19 protein-coding genes and 2 pseudogenes are annotated in these 21,175 nt (G+C 61.4%); 7 read left to right on the top strand and 14 right to left on the bottom strand.

Features of this window, described 5'->3' with window-relative positions:
- Positions 1-259: pseudogene (locus PSUM_RS31910) on the top strand (phospholipase); the annotation flags it as partial.
- Positions 259-1,452 (top strand): SEL1-like repeat protein, encoded by a 1,194-nt coding sequence (locus PSUM_RS30665; protein WP_020799223.1) that lies wholly within the window; start codon positions 259-261, stop codon positions 1,450-1,452. The pseudogene PSUM_RS31910 and the gene PSUM_RS30665, both read left to right, overlap by 1 nt.
- A 242-nt stretch (positions 1,453-1,694) precedes the next feature.
- Here PSUM_RS30665 and PSUM_RS30660 read toward each other — a convergent pair whose 3' ends face one another.
- The 8 genes from PSUM_RS30660 to cpaB are packed head-to-tail and all read right to left on the bottom strand — an operon-like array spanning position 1,695 to position 9,153.
- Positions 1,695-1,970 carry a DUF3613 domain-containing protein gene (locus PSUM_RS30660; RefSeq protein WP_020799222.1) on the bottom strand — a complete coding sequence of 92 codons (276 nt, stop codon included), beginning with the start codon at positions 1,968-1,970 and terminating at the stop codon, positions 1,695-1,697.
- A gap of 11 nt (positions 1,971-1,981) precedes the next feature.
- Positions 1,982-2,665, bottom strand: coding sequence for a tetratricopeptide repeat protein (locus PSUM_RS30655; protein ID WP_083350084.1), 684 nt, complete (start codon positions 2,663-2,665; stop codon positions 1,982-1,984).
- A gap of 10 nt (positions 2,666-2,675) precedes the next feature.
- Positions 2,676-3,566, bottom strand: coding sequence for a type II secretion system F family protein (locus PSUM_RS30650; protein WP_033044767.1), 891 nt, complete (start codon positions 3,564-3,566; stop codon positions 2,676-2,678).
- A complete protein-coding gene (locus tag PSUM_RS30645; protein ID WP_020799219.1) occupies positions 3,563-4,447 on the bottom strand; it encodes a type II secretion system F family protein in 885 nt (294 codons plus the stop codon). Before PSUM_RS30645 ends, PSUM_RS30650 begins: the two co-directional genes overlap by 4 nt.
- A 10-nt stretch (positions 4,448-4,457) precedes the next feature.
- Positions 4,458-5,738 (bottom strand): TadA family conjugal transfer-associated ATPase, encoded by a 1,281-nt coding sequence (locus PSUM_RS30640; RefSeq protein WP_020799218.1) that lies wholly within the window; start codon positions 5,736-5,738, stop codon positions 4,458-4,460.
- Entirely contained in the window at positions 5,735-6,922 is a 1,188-nt protein-coding gene (locus PSUM_RS30635; RefSeq protein WP_020799217.1) for a CpaE/TadZ family protein, read from the bottom strand. Before PSUM_RS30635 ends, PSUM_RS30640 begins: the two co-directional genes overlap by 4 nt.
- Complete coding sequence (locus tag PSUM_RS30630; protein ID WP_020799216.1) at positions 6,919-8,181, bottom strand: type II and III secretion system protein family protein; 1,263 nt, start codon at positions 8,179-8,181, stop codon at positions 6,919-6,921. Before PSUM_RS30630 ends, PSUM_RS30635 begins: the two co-directional genes overlap by 4 nt.
- Before the next feature lie 21 nt (positions 8,182-8,202).
- Positions 8,203-9,153, bottom strand: a complete 951-nt coding sequence (gene cpaB, locus PSUM_RS30625; protein WP_083350085.1) for a Flp pilus assembly protein CpaB — start codon at positions 9,151-9,153, stop codon at positions 8,203-8,205.
- A 328-nt stretch (positions 9,154-9,481) separates the two neighbouring features.
- On the opposite strand from cpaB, the gene PSUM_RS30620 reads away from it, so the two are divergent.
- Both PSUM_RS30620 and PSUM_RS30615 read left to right on the top strand, forming a co-directional pair.
- Positions 9,482-9,679 (top strand): Flp family type IVb pilin, encoded by a 198-nt coding sequence (locus tag PSUM_RS30620; protein WP_020799213.1) that lies wholly within the window; start codon positions 9,482-9,484, stop codon positions 9,677-9,679.
- Between the two features lie 85 nt (positions 9,680-9,764).
- Complete coding sequence (locus PSUM_RS30615) at positions 9,765-10,178, top strand: response regulator (protein WP_020799212.1); 414 nt, start codon at positions 9,765-9,767, stop codon at positions 10,176-10,178.
- A 132-nt stretch (positions 10,179-10,310) separates the two neighbouring features.
- Here the strand turns inward: PSUM_RS30615 and PSUM_RS30610 are convergent, their stop codons facing one another.
- Both PSUM_RS30610 and PSUM_RS30605 read right to left on the bottom strand, forming a co-directional pair.
- Positions 10,311-11,165 (bottom strand): MaoC family dehydratase, encoded by an 855-nt coding sequence (locus tag PSUM_RS30610; protein WP_083350086.1) that lies wholly within the window; start codon positions 11,163-11,165, stop codon positions 10,311-10,313.
- Positions 11,166-11,167: 2 nt separating this feature from the next.
- Positions 11,168-12,520 (bottom strand): 3-oxoacyl-ACP reductase, encoded by a 1,353-nt coding sequence (locus PSUM_RS30605; protein ID WP_083350087.1) that lies wholly within the window; start codon positions 12,518-12,520, stop codon positions 11,168-11,170.
- Between the two features lie 119 nt (positions 12,521-12,639).
- On the opposite strand from PSUM_RS30605, the gene PSUM_RS30600 reads away from it, so the two are divergent.
- Positions 12,640-13,917 (top strand): acetyl-CoA C-acetyltransferase, encoded by a 1,278-nt coding sequence (locus tag PSUM_RS30600; protein WP_083350088.1) that lies wholly within the window; start codon positions 12,640-12,642, stop codon positions 13,915-13,917.
- Positions 13,918-14,068: 151 nt separating this feature from the next.
- Positions 14,069-14,860: an AraC family transcriptional regulator gene (locus PSUM_RS30595; protein WP_083350089.1), complete on the top strand. Its 792-nt coding sequence runs from the start codon at positions 14,069-14,071 to the stop codon at positions 14,858-14,860.
- A gap of 101 nt (positions 14,861-14,961) precedes the next feature.
- On the opposite strand, the gene PSUM_RS32790 is transcribed toward PSUM_RS30595, so the two are convergent.
- Both PSUM_RS32790 and PSUM_RS32785 read right to left on the bottom strand, forming a co-directional pair.
- A complete protein-coding gene (locus tag PSUM_RS32790) occupies positions 14,962-15,690 on the bottom strand; it encodes a methyl-accepting chemotaxis protein (protein ID WP_370628334.1) in 729 nt (242 codons plus the stop codon).
- 129 nt (positions 15,691-15,819) lie between these two features.
- Positions 15,820-16,908: pseudogene (locus tag PSUM_RS32785) on the bottom strand (HAMP domain-containing protein); the annotation flags it as partial.
- Between the two features lie 294 nt (positions 16,909-17,202).
- Here PSUM_RS32785 and PSUM_RS30585 point away from each other — a divergent pair.
- On the top strand, positions 17,203-18,096 hold the full coding sequence (locus tag PSUM_RS30585) for a PA4780 family RIO1-like protein kinase (RefSeq protein WP_020796349.1): 894 nt from the start codon (positions 17,203-17,205) through the stop codon (positions 18,094-18,096).
- Between the two features lie 161 nt (positions 18,097-18,257).
- Here the strand turns inward: PSUM_RS30585 and cueR are convergent, their stop codons facing one another.
- Positions 18,258-18,671: a Cu(I)-responsive transcriptional regulator gene (gene cueR, locus PSUM_RS30580; RefSeq protein WP_020796348.1), complete on the bottom strand. Its 414-nt coding sequence runs from the start codon at positions 18,669-18,671 to the stop codon at positions 18,258-18,260.
- Positions 18,668-21,061, bottom strand: coding sequence for a heavy metal translocating P-type ATPase (locus PSUM_RS30575; protein ID WP_033045079.1), 2,394 nt, complete (start codon positions 21,059-21,061; stop codon positions 18,668-18,670). Before PSUM_RS30575 ends, cueR begins: the two co-directional genes overlap by 4 nt.
- Positions 21,062-21,175: the final 114 nt, after the last annotated feature.

Raw genomic sequence — 21,175 nt, 5'->3', positions numbered from 1 at the left:
CACCCGCAGCATGCAGGTCGACAGTGAACTGAACATTGCCCATGAGTGGGCGAGTGTGACGCGGGGGTTGAGGCGAAGGCTGTGGGAGATGCATACGGGGGGGATGGGGGCGCAGGATGATCCGGGGTTAGCGTTCAAGGAGTGGCAAGACATCATGAAAGAAAACAAAGATCGCCAGAAGGAAAAGGGTATGGGTACACCGTACGCCTCCCTCGTCGAGTTTTATTACGACAAAGCCACGCTGAAGGACATCGACTGATGCGTCTCGCTCTTTTGTTGTCATGCCTGCTGCTGACTGCTTGCGACAGCCGCAGCACTTTTACCTATATGAAGAAGGACCCTCAGGTGAAATCACTTAACGAGATCAAGGCCGATCTGGCGTTTAGCTGTGTGCACGAGCAATTCCCCACGCCCTCCGCCGAGTCCGATGTGCTGTTCCAGTACGCGCGCTGGCTGCAAAAAAACAATCAGCTCAAAGAAGACAAAAGCGTCGATGTGGAGATCGAAAGGCTGTACCGCATTGCGGCAGAAAACGGTCATTACAAGGCCAACATTAACCTGCAGAACGGTGCCATGCGCGGCCATTTCCAGCTTCGGGGCGACGAGCATTTGCGTTTGAGCGAACGATTGATCAGCGAAGGAGTGGCTACGGGTTATTACTTCGTCGGGATCTTCCTGCAACAAGGTTCGGCGGGGCTGAAGCAGGATCCGGAAATGGCCCTGCGCTACTACCGTAAGGCTGCTGATCACGGCAACGCCCAGGCACAATACTATGTGGGAGACAAATTGGCGCCGAGCGATATGGCTCCGGACATTGCACGGCAAATGCGCCGCTGTGCTGCTGAGCAAGGCCATGGCGAGGCAGCGATTGAATTGGGGATAAATCTCAAGAACAAAAAGCTATACCAGGAAGCACTCGAAGCCTATCAACTTGGAGTCGCTGCAGGTGACGAAACCTCAGCTTACGCGTTAGAGCAAGGCTTTCGTAATCCGCTCTCTACCAATGAGCTTCATTATCTCGCCCAACAGGAAGACCTCGAACGTGCCGAACGCTACGAAAAAATAAGCAAAGTGCTGGGCAACTACTCTTACGCCAAACCAAACGTCCCCGAAATCAACGAAATCCTCCCCTTGCCTCCCGCCAAACTGCCCGCCTGGGACGGCAAGCTGCAATGGCTCGAAGAACGCCTGGCCAATATCCCGCCAGAAAAGCCCAGCACTGCTCTGATCAACCAACTGTCCAAGGCCAAACTCCTGGACCCGGCCACCGGCCGTGGTCTTCCGGGATCCCCTGCATTCAGCCAGGCTCACTTATCGGCGCCGTACTGCTATAGCGGGCAAGTCTGCCCGCAGACTGGCTACTGGAAAGCCGATATTGGTGGCCAGCTTTTCTCGCGCCTCGAAGGTGCACAGGTTCCCGTTTCGAGAAAGGCGAAATCCTGCCAACCCTGAGAATCGAGAGGCGCCACATCCGCTTCTTGCTCGCCGAAGAGGAAAATATCGAATGTAGACTGTTCGGTGAAGCCTAAATATTTACCCGCAGCAATAGCGCTAACCCTCTTTAGGAGCGAGCATGCTCCGGGTGGTGTTCCGACGAAAAAACTGAGGGCACTGCGGGGCGTCTGGTTTCCCGCGTTATCGTTGAGGACCATCGCGAGCATGCTCGCTCCAACAGGGGAGGATGTGGTTTAGCGCTATTGCTGCGATCCGCTGTTCACCGATCCGCCCGCATCCTGATCAAAGAACTCTGGGATCTCGTGCTGGAAGCTTTTCAACCAGCGCTGCATTGCCAGTTCGCGCTCGGCTGCGCTGGCAGTTTGCGGCTTGGTGGAGGCGGCGGTGTTGCTGCTTTGCAGTTGCAGCCAGCCTTCGGTTTCCTGTTGTTGTGGCGAGGCGGGGCCGGCGTCGATGGCGTGAGCGGCAAGTGGCAAGGCCAGCAAGCCGAGGCAGTACAAGGTGGTCGGTTTCATCAGGGTGCTCCCTACTGAACAGCGGCGACGGTCGGCCCGGACTTGCCGGGTGACTTGAGTTTCTCGGCGCGGGCCTGGGCCTGGGTGACTTGTGCCGGTTTCAGGCCAAGGCGGCTGACCAGCTCGGCGGCGCGGTTCCAGTCGTCCTGGTAGATCAACAGGGTCACCAGGTTCACGGCGGCCAGTTGGTCGCTTTGCTTGAGCTCGATGGCGGTGAGGAATTCGAATTTGGCGTCTTCGATGCGCAGTTGATTGAGGTAGACCACGCCCAGGTCGTTACGGATTTTTTCGTCGGTGGGCGCCAGCCGGGCGGCCCGTTGCAGGTGCGCCTGGGCCAGGCCATGGTCGCCTCGGGCGGCGGCGAGTTGGCCCAGGCCGTGTTCGGCTTCGGCGGCCAGGCAGCCGCCGAGCAGGCTGCGGTACAGCGGCTCGGCTTCACTGCGGTCCAGCAGTCGATACACCTTGGCCTTGCGCAGGCGCACGTCGGCAACTTTGTCCGGCAGGCTCTGCAGGTTGGCGAGGCTGGCGTGCAACTTGCCGTCGTTGGCCATGTCGTCGGCCAGGTTCAGCGACAGCTGTTGTTCGGCGTTCAATTTTCCGCAACTGACGGGGGTCAGGGCACTCCAGGGTGTCTGTCCGTTGCTCGCGCAACCCCCCAGCATCAGCAGACAAAAACCTGCAAACATTGCTTTCATCACGATTCCCCTAAGAAGCAAAAGCCCGGGCGAGGGCGGTGAAGCCCGGGCCCGCCAGTACGATCAACAACGCCGGGAAGAGGAACAGCATCATCACGACGGACATTTTTGCGGACATCTTGGAGATGTATTCCTGAAGGCGCGCCAGGCGCTTGTCATCGAGCAACAACTTGAGCGCCAGCAGGGATTTCATCGCACCGCCGCCCTGGTGGATCAGCTGTTGCAGGATCACGCAGGTGTCAGTGAACTCGTCGACCGCCAGCAAGCGGGTGACCTTGTGCAGTTCATCGCCCAGCTCCAGGCCCGAATCGACACGGGCCAGCACCAGGCGCAACTCCTGGGTCAATGTGGGCATCAGTTGTTTGCCTTCATTGCTCAAGACTCGCAGCGATTGCTCCACGGCCATGCCTGATTCGAACAGGATGCGCAGCAGCGGAATGAAGGTGGAGATTTCCATCGCCAGTTTTTTCTGCCGATGGTGCGCAGCAGCGGCCAGCAGACGCTTGGGCAGCAGATAACCGATACCCAGGGCGAACGCCGGGACTAGCCATGGGTGAATGACCTGGGGGAAGAACAGACCCTGCACCAATGCACTCAACGCCAGCGCCAGTACCGGGACGCCAACCTGCAAGGCGGCAAATAACGCCCGTTGCCGCGCGGTACGCCAGCCCAGGCAATTGAGCAGGGTCTGGGTTTCGTTGTCGAGCTTGACCGACTGCTGGCCGACCCGGCTGGTGCCCAGCGCCTGCAGCCATTGGCTCAAGCGGCTTTCGCCCGGCGCCTTGCCGTCCAGGCGCTGCACCACCTGGCGAGCACGATGACGCAGTTGCACCATGACGCAGATAAACAATCCCGATGCCAGCAGGAACAATAGCGAGCTCAGCAGCATGGACGCGTTCATAGGCTGCGCAACATCCGCCACAGTGCCAGGCAGCCGAACACCTGCAGGGCGAGCGCTCCCATCAGCATCGATTGCCCTGAACTGTCGTCCCACATGGTCATCAGGTACTTTGGATTGGACACCAGGAGATAGCCGGCGACTGTGACCGGCAGTAGCGCCAGGACAACCGCCGTGACTCGGGTTTCACCGGTCATGGCGCTCAGTTGGCGAGCAGCCTGTTCCCGTTCGCGGATGATCTTGATCAGGTTTTCCAGCAGTTCACTGGCGTTGCCACCGTAGCGGTGGTTGACCTTCAAGCCGAGGGCAAACAGGCGAAGTTCGTCTTTGTCGTAGAGTTCTGCGAAGTCCGAGGTGGCGTCCGGCAGACTGATGCCCATGTGCACCTGGCGCTTCACGCGGCCCAAGGCATCTTTCAGCGGATCTTCGGCGGCGTCGATGGCGCCCAATACCGCGTCGGCCAAGGTGCGCCCGGACTTCAGGCTGCGCACGCTGTGATCGAGCAATGCGGGCAATTGTTCGATCATGCGCTTGAGCCGACGCTGGTAACGCCAGTTGACATACAGGCGCAGGAGCAGGGGAGGCAACAGCAACAGGGCGAGCAACCCCGGCCAGCCGCCGCCGAAAAACCCGAGCAGGATACTCAAGCCCCACAGCGTCAGCCACACACCCAGGCGTTCGGTGGGCCGCCCGAGGCCAGCGCGCAAAAAGGCGCGATCCAGTCCCGTCCAGGATGTTTTGCGCACCACCCGCTCCGGTTGCCCCTGGCTCAGGCGTTCCAGCACGCGCCGGGTGCCGGGCTCGCGTAAGCCGCGAGTGAACAAGTGGGCCGAGAGCCCCAGCAACGCCAGGCAAACAAAGATAAGCAGCAGCGGTTTGAGCATGCCGTGGCCTTCAATACACCGAGGAAGAGAGCGCCGATTCGCGGCGCAGTTTGTCACCCGCGGGGTTGACCGCCTCGCGCATGAAACCGAAACCGCTGCGGCGGTCGAGGCGAAACAGGGTATTGGTGACGTACACGTCTTCACGAATGCCGATCACCTCGACTACTTCGCTGACACAGCGGCGGCCATCGGGCATGCGCGTCAACTGGATCACCACGTCCAGCGCCGCGCAGATCATCTGGCGCAAGGTCCGTTCGGCAATGCTGCGACCGGTCAGGCCGACCAGGGTTTCCAGGCGCAACAACGCATCTTGCGCGTTGTTGGCATGCACGGTGCTCATGGAGCCGTCGTGGCCGGTGTTCATCGCGGTCAGTACGTCGACCACTTCGACACCGCGGATTTCGCCGAGGATGATCCGGTCCGGGCGCATCCGCAGGGCGTTGCGAATCAGGTCGCTGGCTTTCACCTCGCCATGGCCTTCGGCATTCGGCGGTCGGGTTTCCAGACGCACCACGTGGGGGTGGCCCAGTTGCAATTCGGCGACGTCTTCGATGGTCACCAACCGTTGGTGGGGGTCGATCAACTGGCTGAGAATATTCAGCAGCGTGGTCTTGCCGGTGCCGGTGCCGCCGCTGATCAGGATGTTGCAACGCTTGCCCACGGCCTCCTGGAGGAATTCGTAGATCGCCTGGTCGATGGTTTGCATGGCCATCAGGTCGGTGCTGTTGAGCATGTCCTGGCGGAATTTTCGAATCGACAGGCACGGGCCGTCGAGCGCAATCGGTGGAATGATCGCATTGACCCGGCTGCCGTCGGGCAGGCGCGCGTCGACCATCGGCGAAGACTCGTCGAGCCGCCGGCCCAGGGGCGCGAGGATGCGCTGGATGACGCGCTCGACATGGTGCGCATCGATAAAACGCAAGTCGCTTTGATGCAGGACGCCATCGCGCTCGATGAACACGCGGTGCGGGCCGTTGACCAGGATTTCGGTGACGGCCGAATCGCGCAGCAACACTTCCAGCGGGCCGAAGCCTGTGAGTTCGTCGACGATTTCTTCGGCCAGGCGCTCCATCTCGTAGCGCGAAATCGCCAGGTGCAAGCGCGCGATGTATTCGGCCACTTTGTCGATGACGAACTGCGCCAGCACCTGGCGCGAGCCCTCCAGCAGGTTTTTCCCGGACTCCTCGATGGCATCGATGATGTAGCGGTGCAGCACCAGTTTAAGGCCGTCGTGGTCGGTATTGCCGGCCACCCCGCGGTGCGTTGCGCCGAACAGTTTTTCGCCGCTCATGGCGTACCTCTCAAACGGCTGAACCAGGACTTGGGCTTGGCCAGGCTTTCGGAGCGTTTGGCCAAGCGTTCGCCGAGGTTGCGCAGGCTTTGGGTGAGCACTTCCCGGGGGGCCAGTTCGAACAGGGTGACGCCCTGGTTCTTGGCGTTCAAACGGACTTCGGGGCTGTAGGCGAGGGTGGCGATGATTTCCATGCCGAAGCTTTTGCTCAAGGCCTCGGAGTCTGGCGCGACGCTACGCAGGTAGCGATCCACCAGCAGCGTGGCGTGATCGAGTTTCATGCCTTTTTCGCGCCACAGATTCAGTACCGCCAGGTTGCGGCGGCAGTCGAGCACGTTCTGGTCGGTGTACCACAGCAGCTTGTCGCAATGGCTGACGAAGGTGCGCAAGGCTTCGCTGTCGGGCTGGCCGGTGAGGTTCACGACGATGTGCTGGAAGTGCTGGCGCAGCGCGCTGAGCAGCATGTACAGCTCGGCGGCGCTGGTGTGTTCCAGCGGTTCATCCTGGGTGGCATAGGCGAGGATCCGCAGCCCGGCTTCGCAACGGGTGAAGGCGCTGTCGATCAGGGTGGCGTCAAGACGACGCAAGTTGCGCAGGGCATCACCGAAATGAAACGAGCTCTCCAGGCCCAGCAAGGCCAGGCTGTCCCCCCGGGGCAGGCCGAGGTCGAGCAGCAGCGTTTGCTGACCGCTTTTTTGCACCACCTGTGCCATGTGGTTGGCCAACAGTGCGCCGTCGGCATTGCTCTGCACGCCGTACAGGACGGTGAGGCCGCCCAGGTGAGTATTGGGCACCACCGGTGGCAGGCGTTTACTCTGGCGCCGCACCAGCCCGGCGACTTCACTGGAGCGCGAGCCATAGGCCACGAAGTCCCGGGCCCCGGCGCGCATGGCATTGAGTACGAGCTGGTTGTCCATGCCGTCGCCCAGCGCGACGATAGCCAGCCTAGGCTTGGCTTCCAGAGCGCCTTCAATCAGTGCGCACTGGGCCACCACATGCTCACGGTCCAGGCCCACGAACACCAGGCTGGCCAGTGTCACGTCCACCAGCGCCAGCAGTTCGTCGAGGCTGCCGCCACCGGCGCTGACCACTTGGCCCAAGGGGGCGAGCGCGCCTTGCAACCATTCAAGGTCGGTGCTGTTACGCGTGATCGCGAGGAAGGTCTGGCTCAGGTTCTGGCTCATTGCGATAGCCCGCTGCGTTTATCGAAGTCGCCGTTTTCGAGGAAGTACAGGCGGTACCAGTTGGGGTCGTAATTGCGGAGTTTTTCCCCCGGCAGCGACGGCAGTTGCGCATTCGCCGCCAACGGCTGCACCAGGTGCGGCGTGACGATCATCAGCAGTTCCCGTTCTTCGCGATTGATCGAGGAGCTGCGAAAGAACGCGCCGAGGATCGGGATATCGCCCAGTCCCGGAAACTTGTCCACCTGCGAGGTGTTTTGTGTACTGATCAGGCCACTGATGACGAAGCTTTCGCCATCGGCCAGGGAGATGCTGGTGTCGGTACGGCGAATGGTGAACGCCGGCACTGTGGTGCCGCCGATGGTCACGGCGTTGTTGTAATCCAGTTCGCTGACTTCCGGAGCGACCTTGAGGGCGATCTGGTCGTTACTGACCACCGTTGGCGTGAGCGTCAGGCGGATGCCGAATTCCTTGTATTCGATGGAGTAGCTGTTGCTGTTGGCGCTGGGAATCGGGATAGGGATTTCACCGCCCGCCAGGAAGCTTGCGCTTTGTCCGCTGATCGCCACCAGGCTCGGTCGCGCCAGGGTGTAGGCAAAACCACTGCTTTCCATGGCATTGATGATGGCCAGGAAGTTGCCGCCGCCGGCGACGATGTTGAACATGTCGTTGGCCAGCGGAATGCTCGGCACGGCAATCCGCGGGTCAAGGTTGCGCAGCGGGAACACCCGCGGTGTCACTGCAGTATTGGGGACGGTACCGGGAGAGCCGAACAGGAAATTCGAATTTTTGCCGTAGATCGAAGTACTGGCTTCCTTCAGCTTGGTACGACTGACTTCGACGAAGCGGATGTCGGTCTGCACTTGCGATGGCAGCAGCGGGTCATCGGAGGGTGACTGTCTGGCGCTGGTCATGGCTGCCGTCGCCCGGCCCTGGACGAACACCATGCTTTGGCGCGGCGCGCTGGCACAGGCGGTCCAGACCATCAGGCTGGTGGCACCGGCGCCCATGCCGGTGAGCAGGAATGCCTGGTTGCCATTGACTCGCACGTCGGCGATTTTCGGGTCACCCACTGCGATCCGGGTGATTGCCACGGGCGATTGCACTTCCTGTTGCAGGCCTTCGCCCACTTCCAGCACCGCTGGCAAGGGGCCCAGCGCTGCACAATTACCGTTGGCAGCCATGACTGCCGTCACCGGCATGCCGCTCAGCAAGGTGGCCCAGATCAAGCCGTTCAAAAACGGCGTACTACGTCTGCGCATTAAAGCGTTTCCTTGCTCGATTCAGGGGGACTTTGGCGTGGTTTCGTTGCCGCGGATGACTTCCACACCCGACCGGCGCGGCGCGACTGCGTTACTGGCGACCAGGGGTCTGGGCGGTGCTGTCATGGCCAGTTGGTTGAACTGGATCAAGTCGCGATTGGCGTTGGCGAGGTTGGCTGCGGAATCGCGTTCACCGGCCCAGTAACGCGCCAGGCGTTTTTCCTCGGCGCTGCGCACCGCCAGGCGCAGCACCCCGGCCTGGGTGGCGAGCATCAAGCGGCTCACCAGTGGTTCGGGAACGGCGAGCAGCACGGTACGGGCACTGGCGCGCTGTTGCTCCTGCCGGAGTTTTTCATCGTTGCCCTGGGCCGGGCTGGAGGGCTGGCCGTCGTTGGTCAGGCCCATTTGCTCGCCCACCGCCAGTACACGCAAGGCCGGGACCGCGAGCTGGGCCGAGGGCTGGAGATTAAGGGTGTCCATGCGCAAGAACAGCAGCACGTCGACATAGTCCCCCGGGGTCAATTGACCGCCAGCGTTGATCACTTCATCCACGGCAACGGCGAGCGCGCGCTCATCGGGCCGAATCATCCGCGCCAGCTTGCCGCCGCCTTCGAAACTCTCGTCGTTGAGCCAGCTGCCGGCGCTCAGGGCGCGCCAAGGCGTACGGCCGATGGCTTGATCGAGGCGGGTCAGGCTGCCGGCCGGGACGGTTCGCAGTTTTTCCACGACCACGTCGGCGGCAGTGATTTGCACAAACGGCGCGATGTCATGCAGCAACACCACGATCGGTTGGCGCGTGTCCTCTTCTGGTTGGACAACAGGTGCAGGGTTGCTGAGGGACGTGGGGGCGATGGCGGCTTGCGCAACGGGAGTGGCGGTCGGTTCACGCGTCAAGGTGAAGCCCCAGTAACCGGCAATGACCGCACCCGCCAGGGACAGTCCCGCTAGGCCAAGAATGACACGACTGTTCATGACGGCGCTTCCCTTCTTTCCTGCTGCACCAAGAAGTCGTTTTCCGCAACGAGACAACTTCGCAATCAGGTAGCTATGAACATGGAACTATTTCGCTATTGGAAGGTAGCGCAGCTAGAGCAAAACGCCATTACCCGGGGAAAATTTTCTAACGAAAAATCGACGACCAGCTCAATTAAAAGGTTTTTTGACGTCAACAAAGCGATTAATACTTTCGTGTTAATGCGTTTTTACAGTTGTTTGGTGGAGGAATGCCGACAATGCTGATGCTGGCACAGGGGAATCATGTTGCGTCGGTGCAACACTCGGTGTCGTCGAGGAGAACGTCATGTCTTTCGCCAAGCTGGTTCAGAAGGTCAAATCCGAAATCGCTTTTTACAAAGGGCTGGCCAAGGATACCGAGGGAGCGTCGGGTATCGAGTACGCCATCGTCGCTGCCATGGTCGCGGTGGTGATTGCCGGGCTCAGTGGCGGCATCGGGACCGACCTGACTGCGATGTTCACCAGTATCAAAAACGCCTTGTGAGTGACTATCAGAGGTCGTACCGGCAACTTGCCAATGCAACGAGTGAGTTCTAATGTCAGCGCTTAGTCTATTCCAGGTGTTGCCTATGAACGTTTCCGCACTGCCGCGCCAACAGCTTCTCTTGGTCGATGACGAAGAGGATGCGTTGCTTGAGCTGGCGGAATTGCTGGAGGGTGAAGGTTTCAATTGTTTCACCGCGACCTCGGTCAAGCTGGCGCTGCAGCACCTGACGCGCAATCCGGATATAGCGCTGGTCATCACCGACCTGCGCATGCCGGAGGAGAGCGGGATGTCGTTGATCAAGCGCTTGCGCGAGCACACGGCGCGCCAGCATTTGCCGGTGATCGTGATGTCCGGGCATGCCGACATGGAGGATGTCAGTGACATGCTGCGGTTGCAGGTTCTGGACCTGTTTCGCAAGCCGATCTATCACGTGCGGTTGCTGGAGACGCTCAATAACCTGTTCCCGCAGCCGCTGGGGGAGTTTGGCAGGCGCTAAGTAGCTTGGTAAACGCATTGCCCTGTAGGAGCTGCCGAAGGCTGCGATCTTTTGATCTTCCCGGGGGCAAAACAAGATCAAAAGATCGCAGCCTGCGGCAGCTCCTACAGGAGCGAGGTACATTCGCCAGGGTCAGGCAATCGGTCGCCAGTGACCAACCATGTGCTCCAGATCACCAGCCCCGACCAGTTGCAGATCCCCACTGGAACCTGCGGCGCTGGCCAGTAATGTCACCTCGCTGGGCAGGCGCACCGGCTTTTTGAATTGCACCACGATCTCGACGTTCGCGGCCGGCAGATGCTCGGCGAGGGCGGCCAGGGTGCGGGCCTTGTTCCATAAACCATGGGCAATCGCCGATGGAAAACCGAACATTTTGGCGCTGGCAGCACTCAAGTGAATCGGGTTGTAGTCGCCCGATACCTTGGCGTATTGCCGGCCGATGTCCGCGGGCGCTGTCCATTGGGCAACTTGCGTCAGTGCCAGCGTCGAGGCCAGTACCTCCTCGACGGGCTCGCCTTCAAGCTTCACGCCCCGGCACAGCATCTGGCTTTGCGCCTCCCAGAGCGGTCCCAATTGATCATCCAGCGTCGTCACCAGATCGAAGGTCGCGCCCTTCGCATGGGGTTGCAGGTTCTCCACGCACACGCTGGCCCGCACCCGATGGACTCCGCCCATGGGCCGCAACACGCGGATGCGATTGCTCAGGTGAATCAGCCCCAGCAGCGGGAACGGAAAGTCCCGGGCGGTGAGCAATTGCATCTGCAAGGCAAATGCAAGGATGTGCGGGTAGGTGGGTGGCAGCAGGCTGTTGTCGGCGAAGCCGCAGACCTTGCGATAGGCCGCCAGGCGCTTTGGGTCGACATCGAGCCAGCAGCGCAAACCCGAATGGGGCAGGGTGGTGCCGGTGATTTTGCGCCGCGTCGCCGCCTGCACATACAGCCCCGGCAGGCTGGGTTCGCGGTTGAGTGTGTGCCAGTCGATGATCATGCCTAGGCCCCCAGAACGCTTTGCCCGCAGACACGCAATGCCTGGCCGGTGAATGCGCCCGTGCCCGGTTGCGCGAGCCAGGCCACTGCTTCGGCGACGTCTTGCGGCAGGCCACCCTGGCCCAGTGAGCTCATGCGTCGCCCGGCTTCGCGCAGGCCGAATGGAATGTGCGCGGTCATTTGCGTTTCGATGAAACCCGGCGCTACGGCGTTGATGCTGATGCCCCGCCCATGCAACAGCGGCGCCCAGGCCTGTGCCAGGCCAATCAGCCCGGCCTTGCTCGCCGCGTAGTTGGTTTGTCCGCGATTGCCCGCGATGCCGCTGATCGACGCCAGCAGGATCACTCGGCCATTGTCGCGCAGGGTGCCGCTATCGAGCAGGGCCTTGGTCAGCACTTGCGGGGCGTTGAGGTTGACGGCGAGCACTGCGTCCCAGAACTCCGGCGTCATGTTGGCCAGGGTTTTGTCCCGGGTGATGCCGGCGTTGTGCACCACGATGTCGATGCCGTCGGGCAACTGTTCCACCAACTCCGTCGCCGCATTCTCGGCGCAGATGTCCAGCGTGATACCACGCCCGCCGAGGCGTGCGGCGAGGGCGTCGAGATCGGTCCTGGCCGGGGGCACGTCGAGCAGGATGACTTCGGCACCGTCACGGGCCAGGGTTTCGGCGATGGCGGCGCCGATGCCACGCGCAGCGCCGGTGACCAGCGCCTTGCGCCCGGCCAGCGGCCGCGTCCAGTCCGTCACCTGGGTGTCGCAGGCCTGCAGGCCAATCACTTGCCCGGACACGAAGGCGCTTTTCGGTGAGAGGAAAAACCGTAGCGGTCCTTCCAGTTGATCCTCGGCACCCTCGCCAACGTGGATCAGCTGCAAAGTGCCACCGCTGCGCAGTTCCTTGGCCAGCGAGCGACTGAAACCTTCGAGGGCGCGCTGGGTGCTGGCGGCGAATGGGTCGCTCAAGGTCCGCGGGTCACGCCCCAGGATCACCAGGTGTGCACTGTGGTCGAGATTTTTCATCAGTGGCTGGAAGAATTCGCGCAGTTGCTTGAGCTGGTCGGTTTGCACAAGATCACTGGCATCGAATACCACCGCCTTTAGTTTCGGGCCGTGTCCGGGAATCCACGCGGCCGCCATCGAGGGATCGGTGCCGTAGGTGTAGATCGCGTCCGTCAGGCGGTTGGCGAAGGCGCTGACCTTTTCCGCCAATGGGCCGCCGCCAATCAGCAAAGCGCCTTCGACAGGGCGCAATCGGCCCGCTTGCCAGCGTTCCAGGCGTACCGGTGAAGGCAGGCCCATGGCACCGACCAGTCGATGGCCGATGGACGAATTGGCGAAGTCGATATAGCGGTCGGACATGGAACGCGCTCCAGCAGATGAGGTTCAAAGTGTGGACCATGAATGGCAATCAGTCGTTCGATTCACTGGAAAAGGCCTACGCTTGCGGGTAATGGCCTTCACAGAATAGGAAGCTTTTCATGACTCAGCTGCGTCGCGTCGCGATTATCGGCGGTAACCGGATACCCTTCGCTCGGTCCAACGGGCCGTACGCCACCGCCAGTAACCAGGCCATGCTCACGGCCACGCTCGAAGGCCTGATCGAACGCTACAACCTGCATGGCCTGCGTCTTGGCGAAGTGGTCACCGGGGCCGTCCTCAAGTTGCCGCGGGACATGGCCCTGACGCGCGAGTGCGTGCTCGGTTCGCGACTGTCGCCCGCTACTCCGGCCTACGACATCCAGCAAGCTTGTGGCACCGGACTTGAAGCGGCGCTGCTGGTGGCTAACAAAATTGCCTTGGGACAAATCGACAGCGCCATTGCCGGTGGCGTCGATACCACCTCGGACGCGCCGATCAGTGTCAGCGACGGGTTGCGCAAGATTCTGCTGCAAGCCTATCGGGCCAACACGACCATTGAAAAACTCAAGCCCTTCCTGCAGTTGCGCCCCTGGCACCTGATCCCGGAATTCCCGCGCAATGGCGAGCCGCGCACCGGAATGTCCATGGGCGAGCATTGCGAGTTGATGGCGCAGACCTGGAACATTCCTCGCGAAGAGCAGGATCAGCTGACGCTGCTGAGCCATCAGAATCTTGACGCGTCCTATGCCGAAGGTTGGCAAAATGATTTGATGACGCCGTTTCTTGGCCTCACTCGCGACAACAATTTGCGCCCTGACCTGACCCTCGAAAAACTCGCCTCACTCAAGCCCGTTTTCGAAAAAAGCGCAAAAGGCACCCTGACTCCCGGTAACTCCACGCCGCTGACCGATGGTGCCTCGCTAGTGCTGCTAGGCAGTGAGGAATGGGCGCAAGCACGTGGCTTGCCGATCCTGGCCTACCTGCGCGATGGCGAGACAGCGGCAGTGGATTTCGTCAATGGCGCCGAGGGCTTGTTGATGGCGCCGGTGTATGCCGTGCCAAGGTTGCTGGCGCGCAATGGCCTGACCTTGCAGGACTTCGATTACTACGAAATCCATGAAGCGTTCGCCGCGCAAGTGCTCTGCACCTTGAAGGCCTGGGAAGACCCCGAGTACTGCAAGACCCGCCTGGGCCTCGACGCGCCGCTGGGGGCCATCGACCGCAGCAAGCTCAATGTCAAAGGCAGTTCACTGGCGGCCGGGCACCCGTTTGCGGCCACGGGCGGTCGCATCCTCGCCAACCTGGCCAAGTTGCTTGATGCGGCGGGGAAGGGGCGTGGGCTTATCTCGATCTGCGCCGCAGGCGGCCAGGGGGTAACCGCCATCGTCGAACGTTGACGATACCTGTAGGAGCCGGCTTGCTGGCGATGGCGATCCCACGGACGCCATCGCCAGCAAGCCGGCTCCTACAGATAGGTTTAGTGTTGAATAGATCCGAGGCATGGCCTAACGTCGCCCCATCAGCCATCTCGCAACACAAGGCCGTTCAATGCCGACTAACGGACAGGTTTCCCTCGAACGCAGCATTCCACCGCTCATCACACTGCCACGTCCGCTGTATGCCCGGGTGGAGAGCCTCAATGCCGGGTCGTGGACGCCGTCCCATCGACACGACTGGGTGCAGTTTTCCTATGCCATCAGTGGTGTGCTCGGGGTGCACACCGCCGAGGGCAGTTTCTTCGCGCCGCCCCAGTGGGGAATCTGGATTCCGGCGGATCTCGATCATCAGGTCGTGACCTCAATGCGTGCCGAGATGCGCAGCCTGTATGTGCGCCGCGAAGATTGCGAGTGGGCGGACGGGCGTTGCCGGGTACTGGAAGTGACGCCGCTGGCCCGGGAGCTGATCAAGAGTTTTTGCCTGCTGCCAGTGGAATATCCACAGGGCGACAGCCCGCAAGCGCGGCTGGTGAGTGTATTGCTCGATCAGTTGGCGACATTGCCGGAAGTCGGGTTTTCCCTGCCGTTGCCCCGTCATGAAAGGTTGTTGGGCTTGTGCAACGAGCTGATCGAAAATCCCGAGCACAATGTGACCTTGCACGAGTGGGCCGAGCGCCTGGGTACATCGGAGAAAACCCTGATGCGCCTGTTCCAGCGGGAAACCGGGTTGAGTTTCCGCGGTTGGCGCCAGCGCATGCGGCTGTTGTCGTCGTTAAGTCTGCTGGAGGAGGGCGACAGCGTGACCAACGCCGCGCTGGCCTGTGGGTATGACTCGACGTCAGCGTTTATTGCGGCGTTCAAGAGCCTGTTCGGATTTACCCCGGGAGAGCTGTTCCGACAGTGAGGGCCGCTTCGCGAGCAGGCTCGCTCCCACAAGGGCAGTGCAAAACCCTGTGGGAGCGAGCCTGCTCGCGAATGGTCGCGAAGCGGGCACCGGGATTTCAATCAGGTACGGAAGCGGCGCACCAACCCATCCAGCTCATTCGACAACCCGGCCAGGCTCTGGGAATCCAGGCGCGCCGAGTTCGCCAGTTCCGCCACCAATTGCGCATCGCCATGGATCTGGCTGATGTGCCGGTTGATGTCTTCGGCCACTTGATGCTGTTGTTCCGCCGCCGTGGCAATCTGGGTGTTCATGTCGCGGATCACATCCACCGACTCGCGGATCTGCCCGAAACTGTTGCGCGCTTCGCCGATGCGCGTCACCGATTGCTGGGACACCTCCAGGCTCGCATGCATCTGCTGGGTCACCTGGCTGGTTCGCTTGGCCAGGTTGCCCAGCAGCCCGTCGATTTCTGCGGTGGAGTCGGCCGTGCGCTTGGCCAGCGCGCGTACTTCGTCGGCTACTACCGCAAAACCACGACCCTGTTCACCGGCCCGCGCCGCTTCGATGGCCGCGTTCAGTGCCAGCAGGTTGGTTTGCTCGGCGATTGAGCGAATGGTCCCCAGGATCGACTGGATATCATTGCTGTCGCGTTCCAGCTGTTGCATCGACTGCGCCGACTGTTCGATTTCCTGGCTCAGGCGATCGACACTGCTGACGGCCGCGTCAATCTGTTGCTGGCCTTCGCGGGCCTGGCGCTGCCCGCTGTCGGCGGACTCGGCCGCCTGGCTGCAGGAGCGCGCCACTTCGTTGGCGGTGGCGACCATTTCATGGAATGCCGTGGACACCATGTCCACCGCTTCACGCTGGCGCCCAGCGGCTTCGGCCATGTCGCTGGAGACCTGGGTCGAGCTCTTGGAGGTGGCCAGGATGCTGGTCGCGGCTCCACCGATGCTCTGGATCAGGTTGCGAATCGCGGTCAGGAACTGGTTGAACCAGTTGGCCAGTTGCGCGGTTTCGTCGCTGCCGCGGATTTGCAGGCTCTTGGTCAGGTCGCCTTCGCCCTGGGCGATGCCTTCCAGACCGTCGGCCACGCTGCGGATCGGTCGCACGATGACGCTGGCGAAACTGGCGCCGACAACGGCGAAAACCACGGCCAGTACCGCGGCGATGATGGCGATCAACCAGGTCAGTTGGGTGGCGGTGCTCATCACATCGCTCTGCTTGATCAAGCCGATGAAGGTCCAGCCCAACTGCTCGGACGGCCAGACGTTGGCCATGTAGCGCTCGCCATTGAGTTCAACCTCGACCAGGCCTTTGCCGGCCTTGGCCAGTTGCGCGTAGCCCTCGCCGAGGCTGCCCAGGGCTTTGAAGTTATGTTCCGGTTGTTTCGGGTCGACCAGCACGGTGCCGGAATTTTCCAGCAGCATCAGGTAGCCGGTCTCGCCGAGCTTGATCTGCTTGACCAGTTCGGTGAGCTGTTTGAGCGACACGTCGATGCTGACGACGCCACCGTTGGTGCCCAGCTTGTTGTCGATGGTGCGCACGGTGCTGACGTAGGACGTATCGTTTTCGGCCCAGTAATAGGCTTCGGTACGGAATGGCTTGCCCGGTTTGGCCTGGGCGGCCTTGTACCAGGGGCGCTGGCGCGGGTCGTAGTTGGCCAGTTTGGCATCGTCCGGCCACGACACGTAACCACCGGCCGCGGTGCCGAGGATGGCGTAGGCGTATGACGGATGGGCGTTGCCCAGGTCCTGCAGGAAGCCGAAGACTTTTTTGTCCATTTCCCCTTGGGGAATGCTGGCGGCGTTGGCGTTCATGTAGGTCTTGAGGCTGTCGTCGGAGTTCGTGATCAGCGGTTGCCTGGCCAGGTATTCGACGTTCTGGCTGATGCCGTCGAAAAACAGTTGCATCGCATTGCTGACCTGACGGATTTCGCGACCGCTGTTGTCGACGAATTCGTCCTTGGCATCGCTGCGCAAGTTCAGCACGACGAGGGTGGCGACCAGCACCACCGGCAAGCAGGCGATGATTGCAAACGCCCAGGTCAGTTTCTGTTTGATGTTCATCCGCGCTCCAGATTTTCTTGTAGGCCCACGCAGTGCAGATGACTCGCGGTTTTTTGGCAGCCGTAAACGTAATGGATCCCTGTTCCCTGAATGCGGCATCGTTATTGTTGTAAAAACGATTGTCGGACAAATCACTTTGTCACTTAGGACTTCGGCTGTTGCCTGCGGAAATTGAGGGCTGTTTTGAAAAATGACACGAACGGTACGTCGGCACCCCCTCCCCCGAATGGATGGATTGCCGTATAACGAAGGACTTTCGCGTGTTTGGTAATAAAGGACCCACAATAAAAGCTGATGAAGACTCCAAAACGCATTGAACCCCTGATCGAGGACGGTCTGGTCGACGAGGTGCTGCGCCCACTCATGAGTGGTAAAGAAGCAGCTGTTTATGTGGTGCGCTGCGGCAACCAGTTACGTTGCGCGAAAGTCTACAAGGAGGCGAATAAACGCAGTTTTCGTCAGGCGGCCGAGTATCAGGAAGGCCGCAAGGTGCGCAACAGCCGACAGGCCCGGGCCATGGCCAAGGGCTCCAAGTTCGGTCGCAAGGAAACCGAAGACGCTTGGCAGAACGCCGAAGTGGCGGCGCTGTTTCGCCTGGCCAATGCCGGTGTGCGGGTACCCAAGCCCTATGACTTCCTTGAGGGCGTGCTGCTCATGGAACTGGTGGCCGACGAGTATGGCGATGCGGCACCGCGCCTGAACGACGTGGTGCTGGAGCCGGATCAGGCGCGCGAGTATCACGCGTTCCTGATTTCGCAGATCGTGCTGATGCTGTGTACCGGCCTGGTGCACGGTGACCTGTCCGAGTTCAACGTGCTGTTGACCCCGACCGGCCCGGTGATCATCGACTTGCCGCAAGCGGTTGACGCGGCGGGCAACAACCACGCGTTCAGCATGCTGGAGCGGGACGTGGGCAACATGGCGTCCTATTTCGGACGGTTTGCGCCAGAGTTGAAAAAGACTCGGTACGCCAAGGAAATGTGGGCTTTGTACGAGGCGGGCACTTTGCACCCGGCCAGCGTCCTGACTGGCGAATTCGACGAGCCGGAAGAGCTGGCCGACGTCGGCGGCATCATGCGCGAGATCGAGGCCGCGCGCCTGGATGAAGAGCGCAAGCAAGCGGCGCGTGCCGCAGACGACACGCCACCGGGCAAAACCGAAGAGCCGCCTCCGCCCTGGATGCAGTGATCGGTTTTTTGTAGGTGCACATGATCGTTCCCACGCTCTGCGTGGGAATGCCGCCAGGGACGCTCCGCGTTCCGCTTCTGAATGTGACGCAGAGCGTCACGGGATGCATTCCCACGCAGAGCGTGGGAACGATCGTGGGCGATACGGTGTGTCACAGGCGCTTAAATATTCGACGGTTCTGCACAACACCCTGACTCCAGGCTCTTGAGAATCGGACAATCCGGCCGATGATCGCCCTGACAATGCTCGACCAGATCCTGCAACGTATCGCGCAGCTGCCCCAACTCGCGGATTTTCTGGTTCAACTCGTCGATATGCTGGCGGGCCAGGGCCTTCACATCGGCACTGGCCCGCTGGCGATCCTGCCAGAGGGTCAGCAGCTTGCCGACTTCTTCCAGGGAAAACCCCAGGTCCCGAGAGCGCTTGATGAACGCCAGCGTATGCAGGTCGTCGTCGCTGTAGACCCGATAACCGCTGTCGGTGCGATGCGCCGCCTTGAGCAAGCCAATGGACTCGTAGTAACGGATCATCTTTGCGCTCAGGCCGCTATGGCGGGCCGCTTGGCCGATGTTCATCGCTTGTCCTCCAGATCCTCGGGTTTCCAGGTTTTCAACAGTAGCGCATTGCTCACCACGCTCACACTCGACAACGCCATTGCCGCACCGGCGAGTACTGGGTTGAGGAATCCGAAGGCCGCCAGCGGAATGCCGATCAGGTTATAGACAAAGGCCCAGAACAGATTCTGGCGGATCTTCGCGTAGGTCTTGCGGCTGATTTCCAGCGCCGCGGGCACCAATCGCGGATCGCCGCGCATCAGGGTGATCCCGGCGGCGTGCATGGCCACGTCGGTACCGCCTCCCATGGCAATGCCGATATCCGCCGCGGCCAGTGCCGGCGCATCGTTGATGCCGTCGCCAACCATCGCCACCACACCGGTTTTCTTCAGCATGGCGACTTCGGCGGCTTTGTCTGCCGGCAGCACTTCGGCGTGTACATTCGTGATGCCCAGTGCATCGGCGACCACTTTGGCGCTGCCTCGGTTGTCGCCGGTCAGCAAGTGGCTGCTGATATGGCGTGCGCTGAGTTGTTGCACGGCTTGCAGCGCGCCAGGCTTGAGCGTGTCACCGAAAGCGAACAATCCCAGTACTCGCGGTGCCGGGCTTTGCTCGATCAGCCAGGACAGGGTCCGGCCTTCGGCTTCCCAGGCAGTTGCCGAATCGGCCAATTCACCTGCGCGCAATCCGCTTTCTTCCAATAGACGTCGATTACCCAGTGCCAGCCTACGGCCCTCAAGACTGCCGGCAATGCCGCGCCCTGTCAGGGACTGACTGTCGCTGACATCGGCCACGATCAGACCGCGTTGTGCGCACTCATCCAGCACAGCCTTGGCCAGCGGATGCTCACTGCCACGTTGCAAGGCGCCGGCCAGTTGCAGCAGGGCGGTTTCGTCACCGTCGATGGCGCTCAAGTGGGCGATGCGCGGGGTGCCAGAGGTCAGGGTTCCGGTTTTGTCGAACACCACTGCACTGACTTCATGGGCACGTTCCAGCGCTTCGGCGTCCTTGATCAGAATCCCATGCCGCGCCGCCACCCCGGTGCCGGCCATGATCGCCGTCGGCGTGGCCAAGCCCAGGGCACAAGGGCAGGCGATTACCAGCACCGCCACGGCATTGATCAGCGCGGTTTCCAGTGGCGCGCCGTACAGCCACCAGCCAATCAGGGTAGCGAGTGCCAGCAGCAGCACAACCGGCACGAAGATCTGGCTGACTTTATCCACCAATTTCTGGATCGGGGCCTTGGCCGCCTGAGCGTCCTCAACCAGTCGAATGATGCGAGCCAGCACCGTTTCCGCGCCAAGTGCCTGAGTGCGTACCAGCAGGCGACCTTCACCATTGATCGCGCCGCCCGTGACCTTGTCACCGGGTTGCTTGGGCACCGGCAGGCTTTCGCCGCTGATCAGCGCTTCGTCGGCATGGCTCTGGCCGTCGACCACTTCACCGTCCACCGGAAAGCGTTCGCCGGGTTTGACCAGTACCAGGTCATTGAGGCGCAAGGCGCTGATGGCGACTTCCTGCTCACGGCCGTCGACGACCTGGATCGCCCGCTCCGGGCGAAGCGCTTCCAGGGCGCGAATGGCGCTGGCAGTCTGGCGTTTGGCGCGGCTTTCCAGGTACTTGCCCAACAACACCAGGGCAATCACTACAGCCGAGGCTTCGAAATACAGGTGCGGCATGCGCCCGGCGGCGGTGGCCCATTCGTACACGCTCAAGCCATAACCGGCACTGGTGCCCAGCGCGACCAGCAGATCCATGTTGCCAGCGCCGGCACGCACGGCTTTCCAGGCGGCTACATAAAACCGTGCGCCAAAGATGAATTGCACCGGCGTGGCCAAGGCGAACTGCGCCCAGGCCGGAAGCATCCAGTGCACGCCGAACGGTTGCAGCAACATCGGCAAAACCAGGGGCAAGGCGAGGGCGATGGCTGCGATCAAGGCCCAGCGCTCGCGGTACAGTCGGGTTTGCTGCGTGTCGATATGTGGCTGATCGTCTTGCCAGACGCTGGCGACGTAACCGGCCTTGGTCACGGCACCGATCAGGGCTTGCGGATCGACTTGCCCGAACAGTTCCACATGAGCGCGTTCATTGGCCAGGTTAACGCTGACGCTCTTGACCCCCGCCACCTTGCTCAGTGCCCGTTCGACCCGGCCGACACAGGAGGCGCAGGTCATGCCGTCGATGCTCAATTCCAGGCGCTGCTGCGGCACGCTATAACCGGCTTTTTGCACGGCCTCCATCAAGGCCGGGAGGCTGTCGACCGGCGCTTGAACCCGGGCCTGCTCGGTGGCCAGGTTGACGCTGACGGCACTGGCGCCGACGACTTTGCTCAAGGCGCGCTCGACACGCCCGGCGCAGCTGGCACAGGTCATGCCGGCAATTGGCAGATCGAAAGTAATGGATTCGGACATCGGTCACGCTCCCTGTAGTAGTTGCCTACAGGATCAACCTTGCCATGCTGGCAAGGTCAAGCACCAAGATCAAAGTGCGATATCAACCTTGTAGGAGCGAGCCTGCTCGCGATG

Source organism: Pseudomonas umsongensis, from assembly GCF_002236105.1.
Lineage (GTDB): Bacteria > Pseudomonadota > Gammaproteobacteria > Pseudomonadales > Pseudomonadaceae > Aquipseudomonas > Aquipseudomonas umsongensis.
The sequence above is the reverse complement of the archived record's forward strand: the minus strand, read 5'-3'. Positions and strand labels throughout refer to the sequence as shown.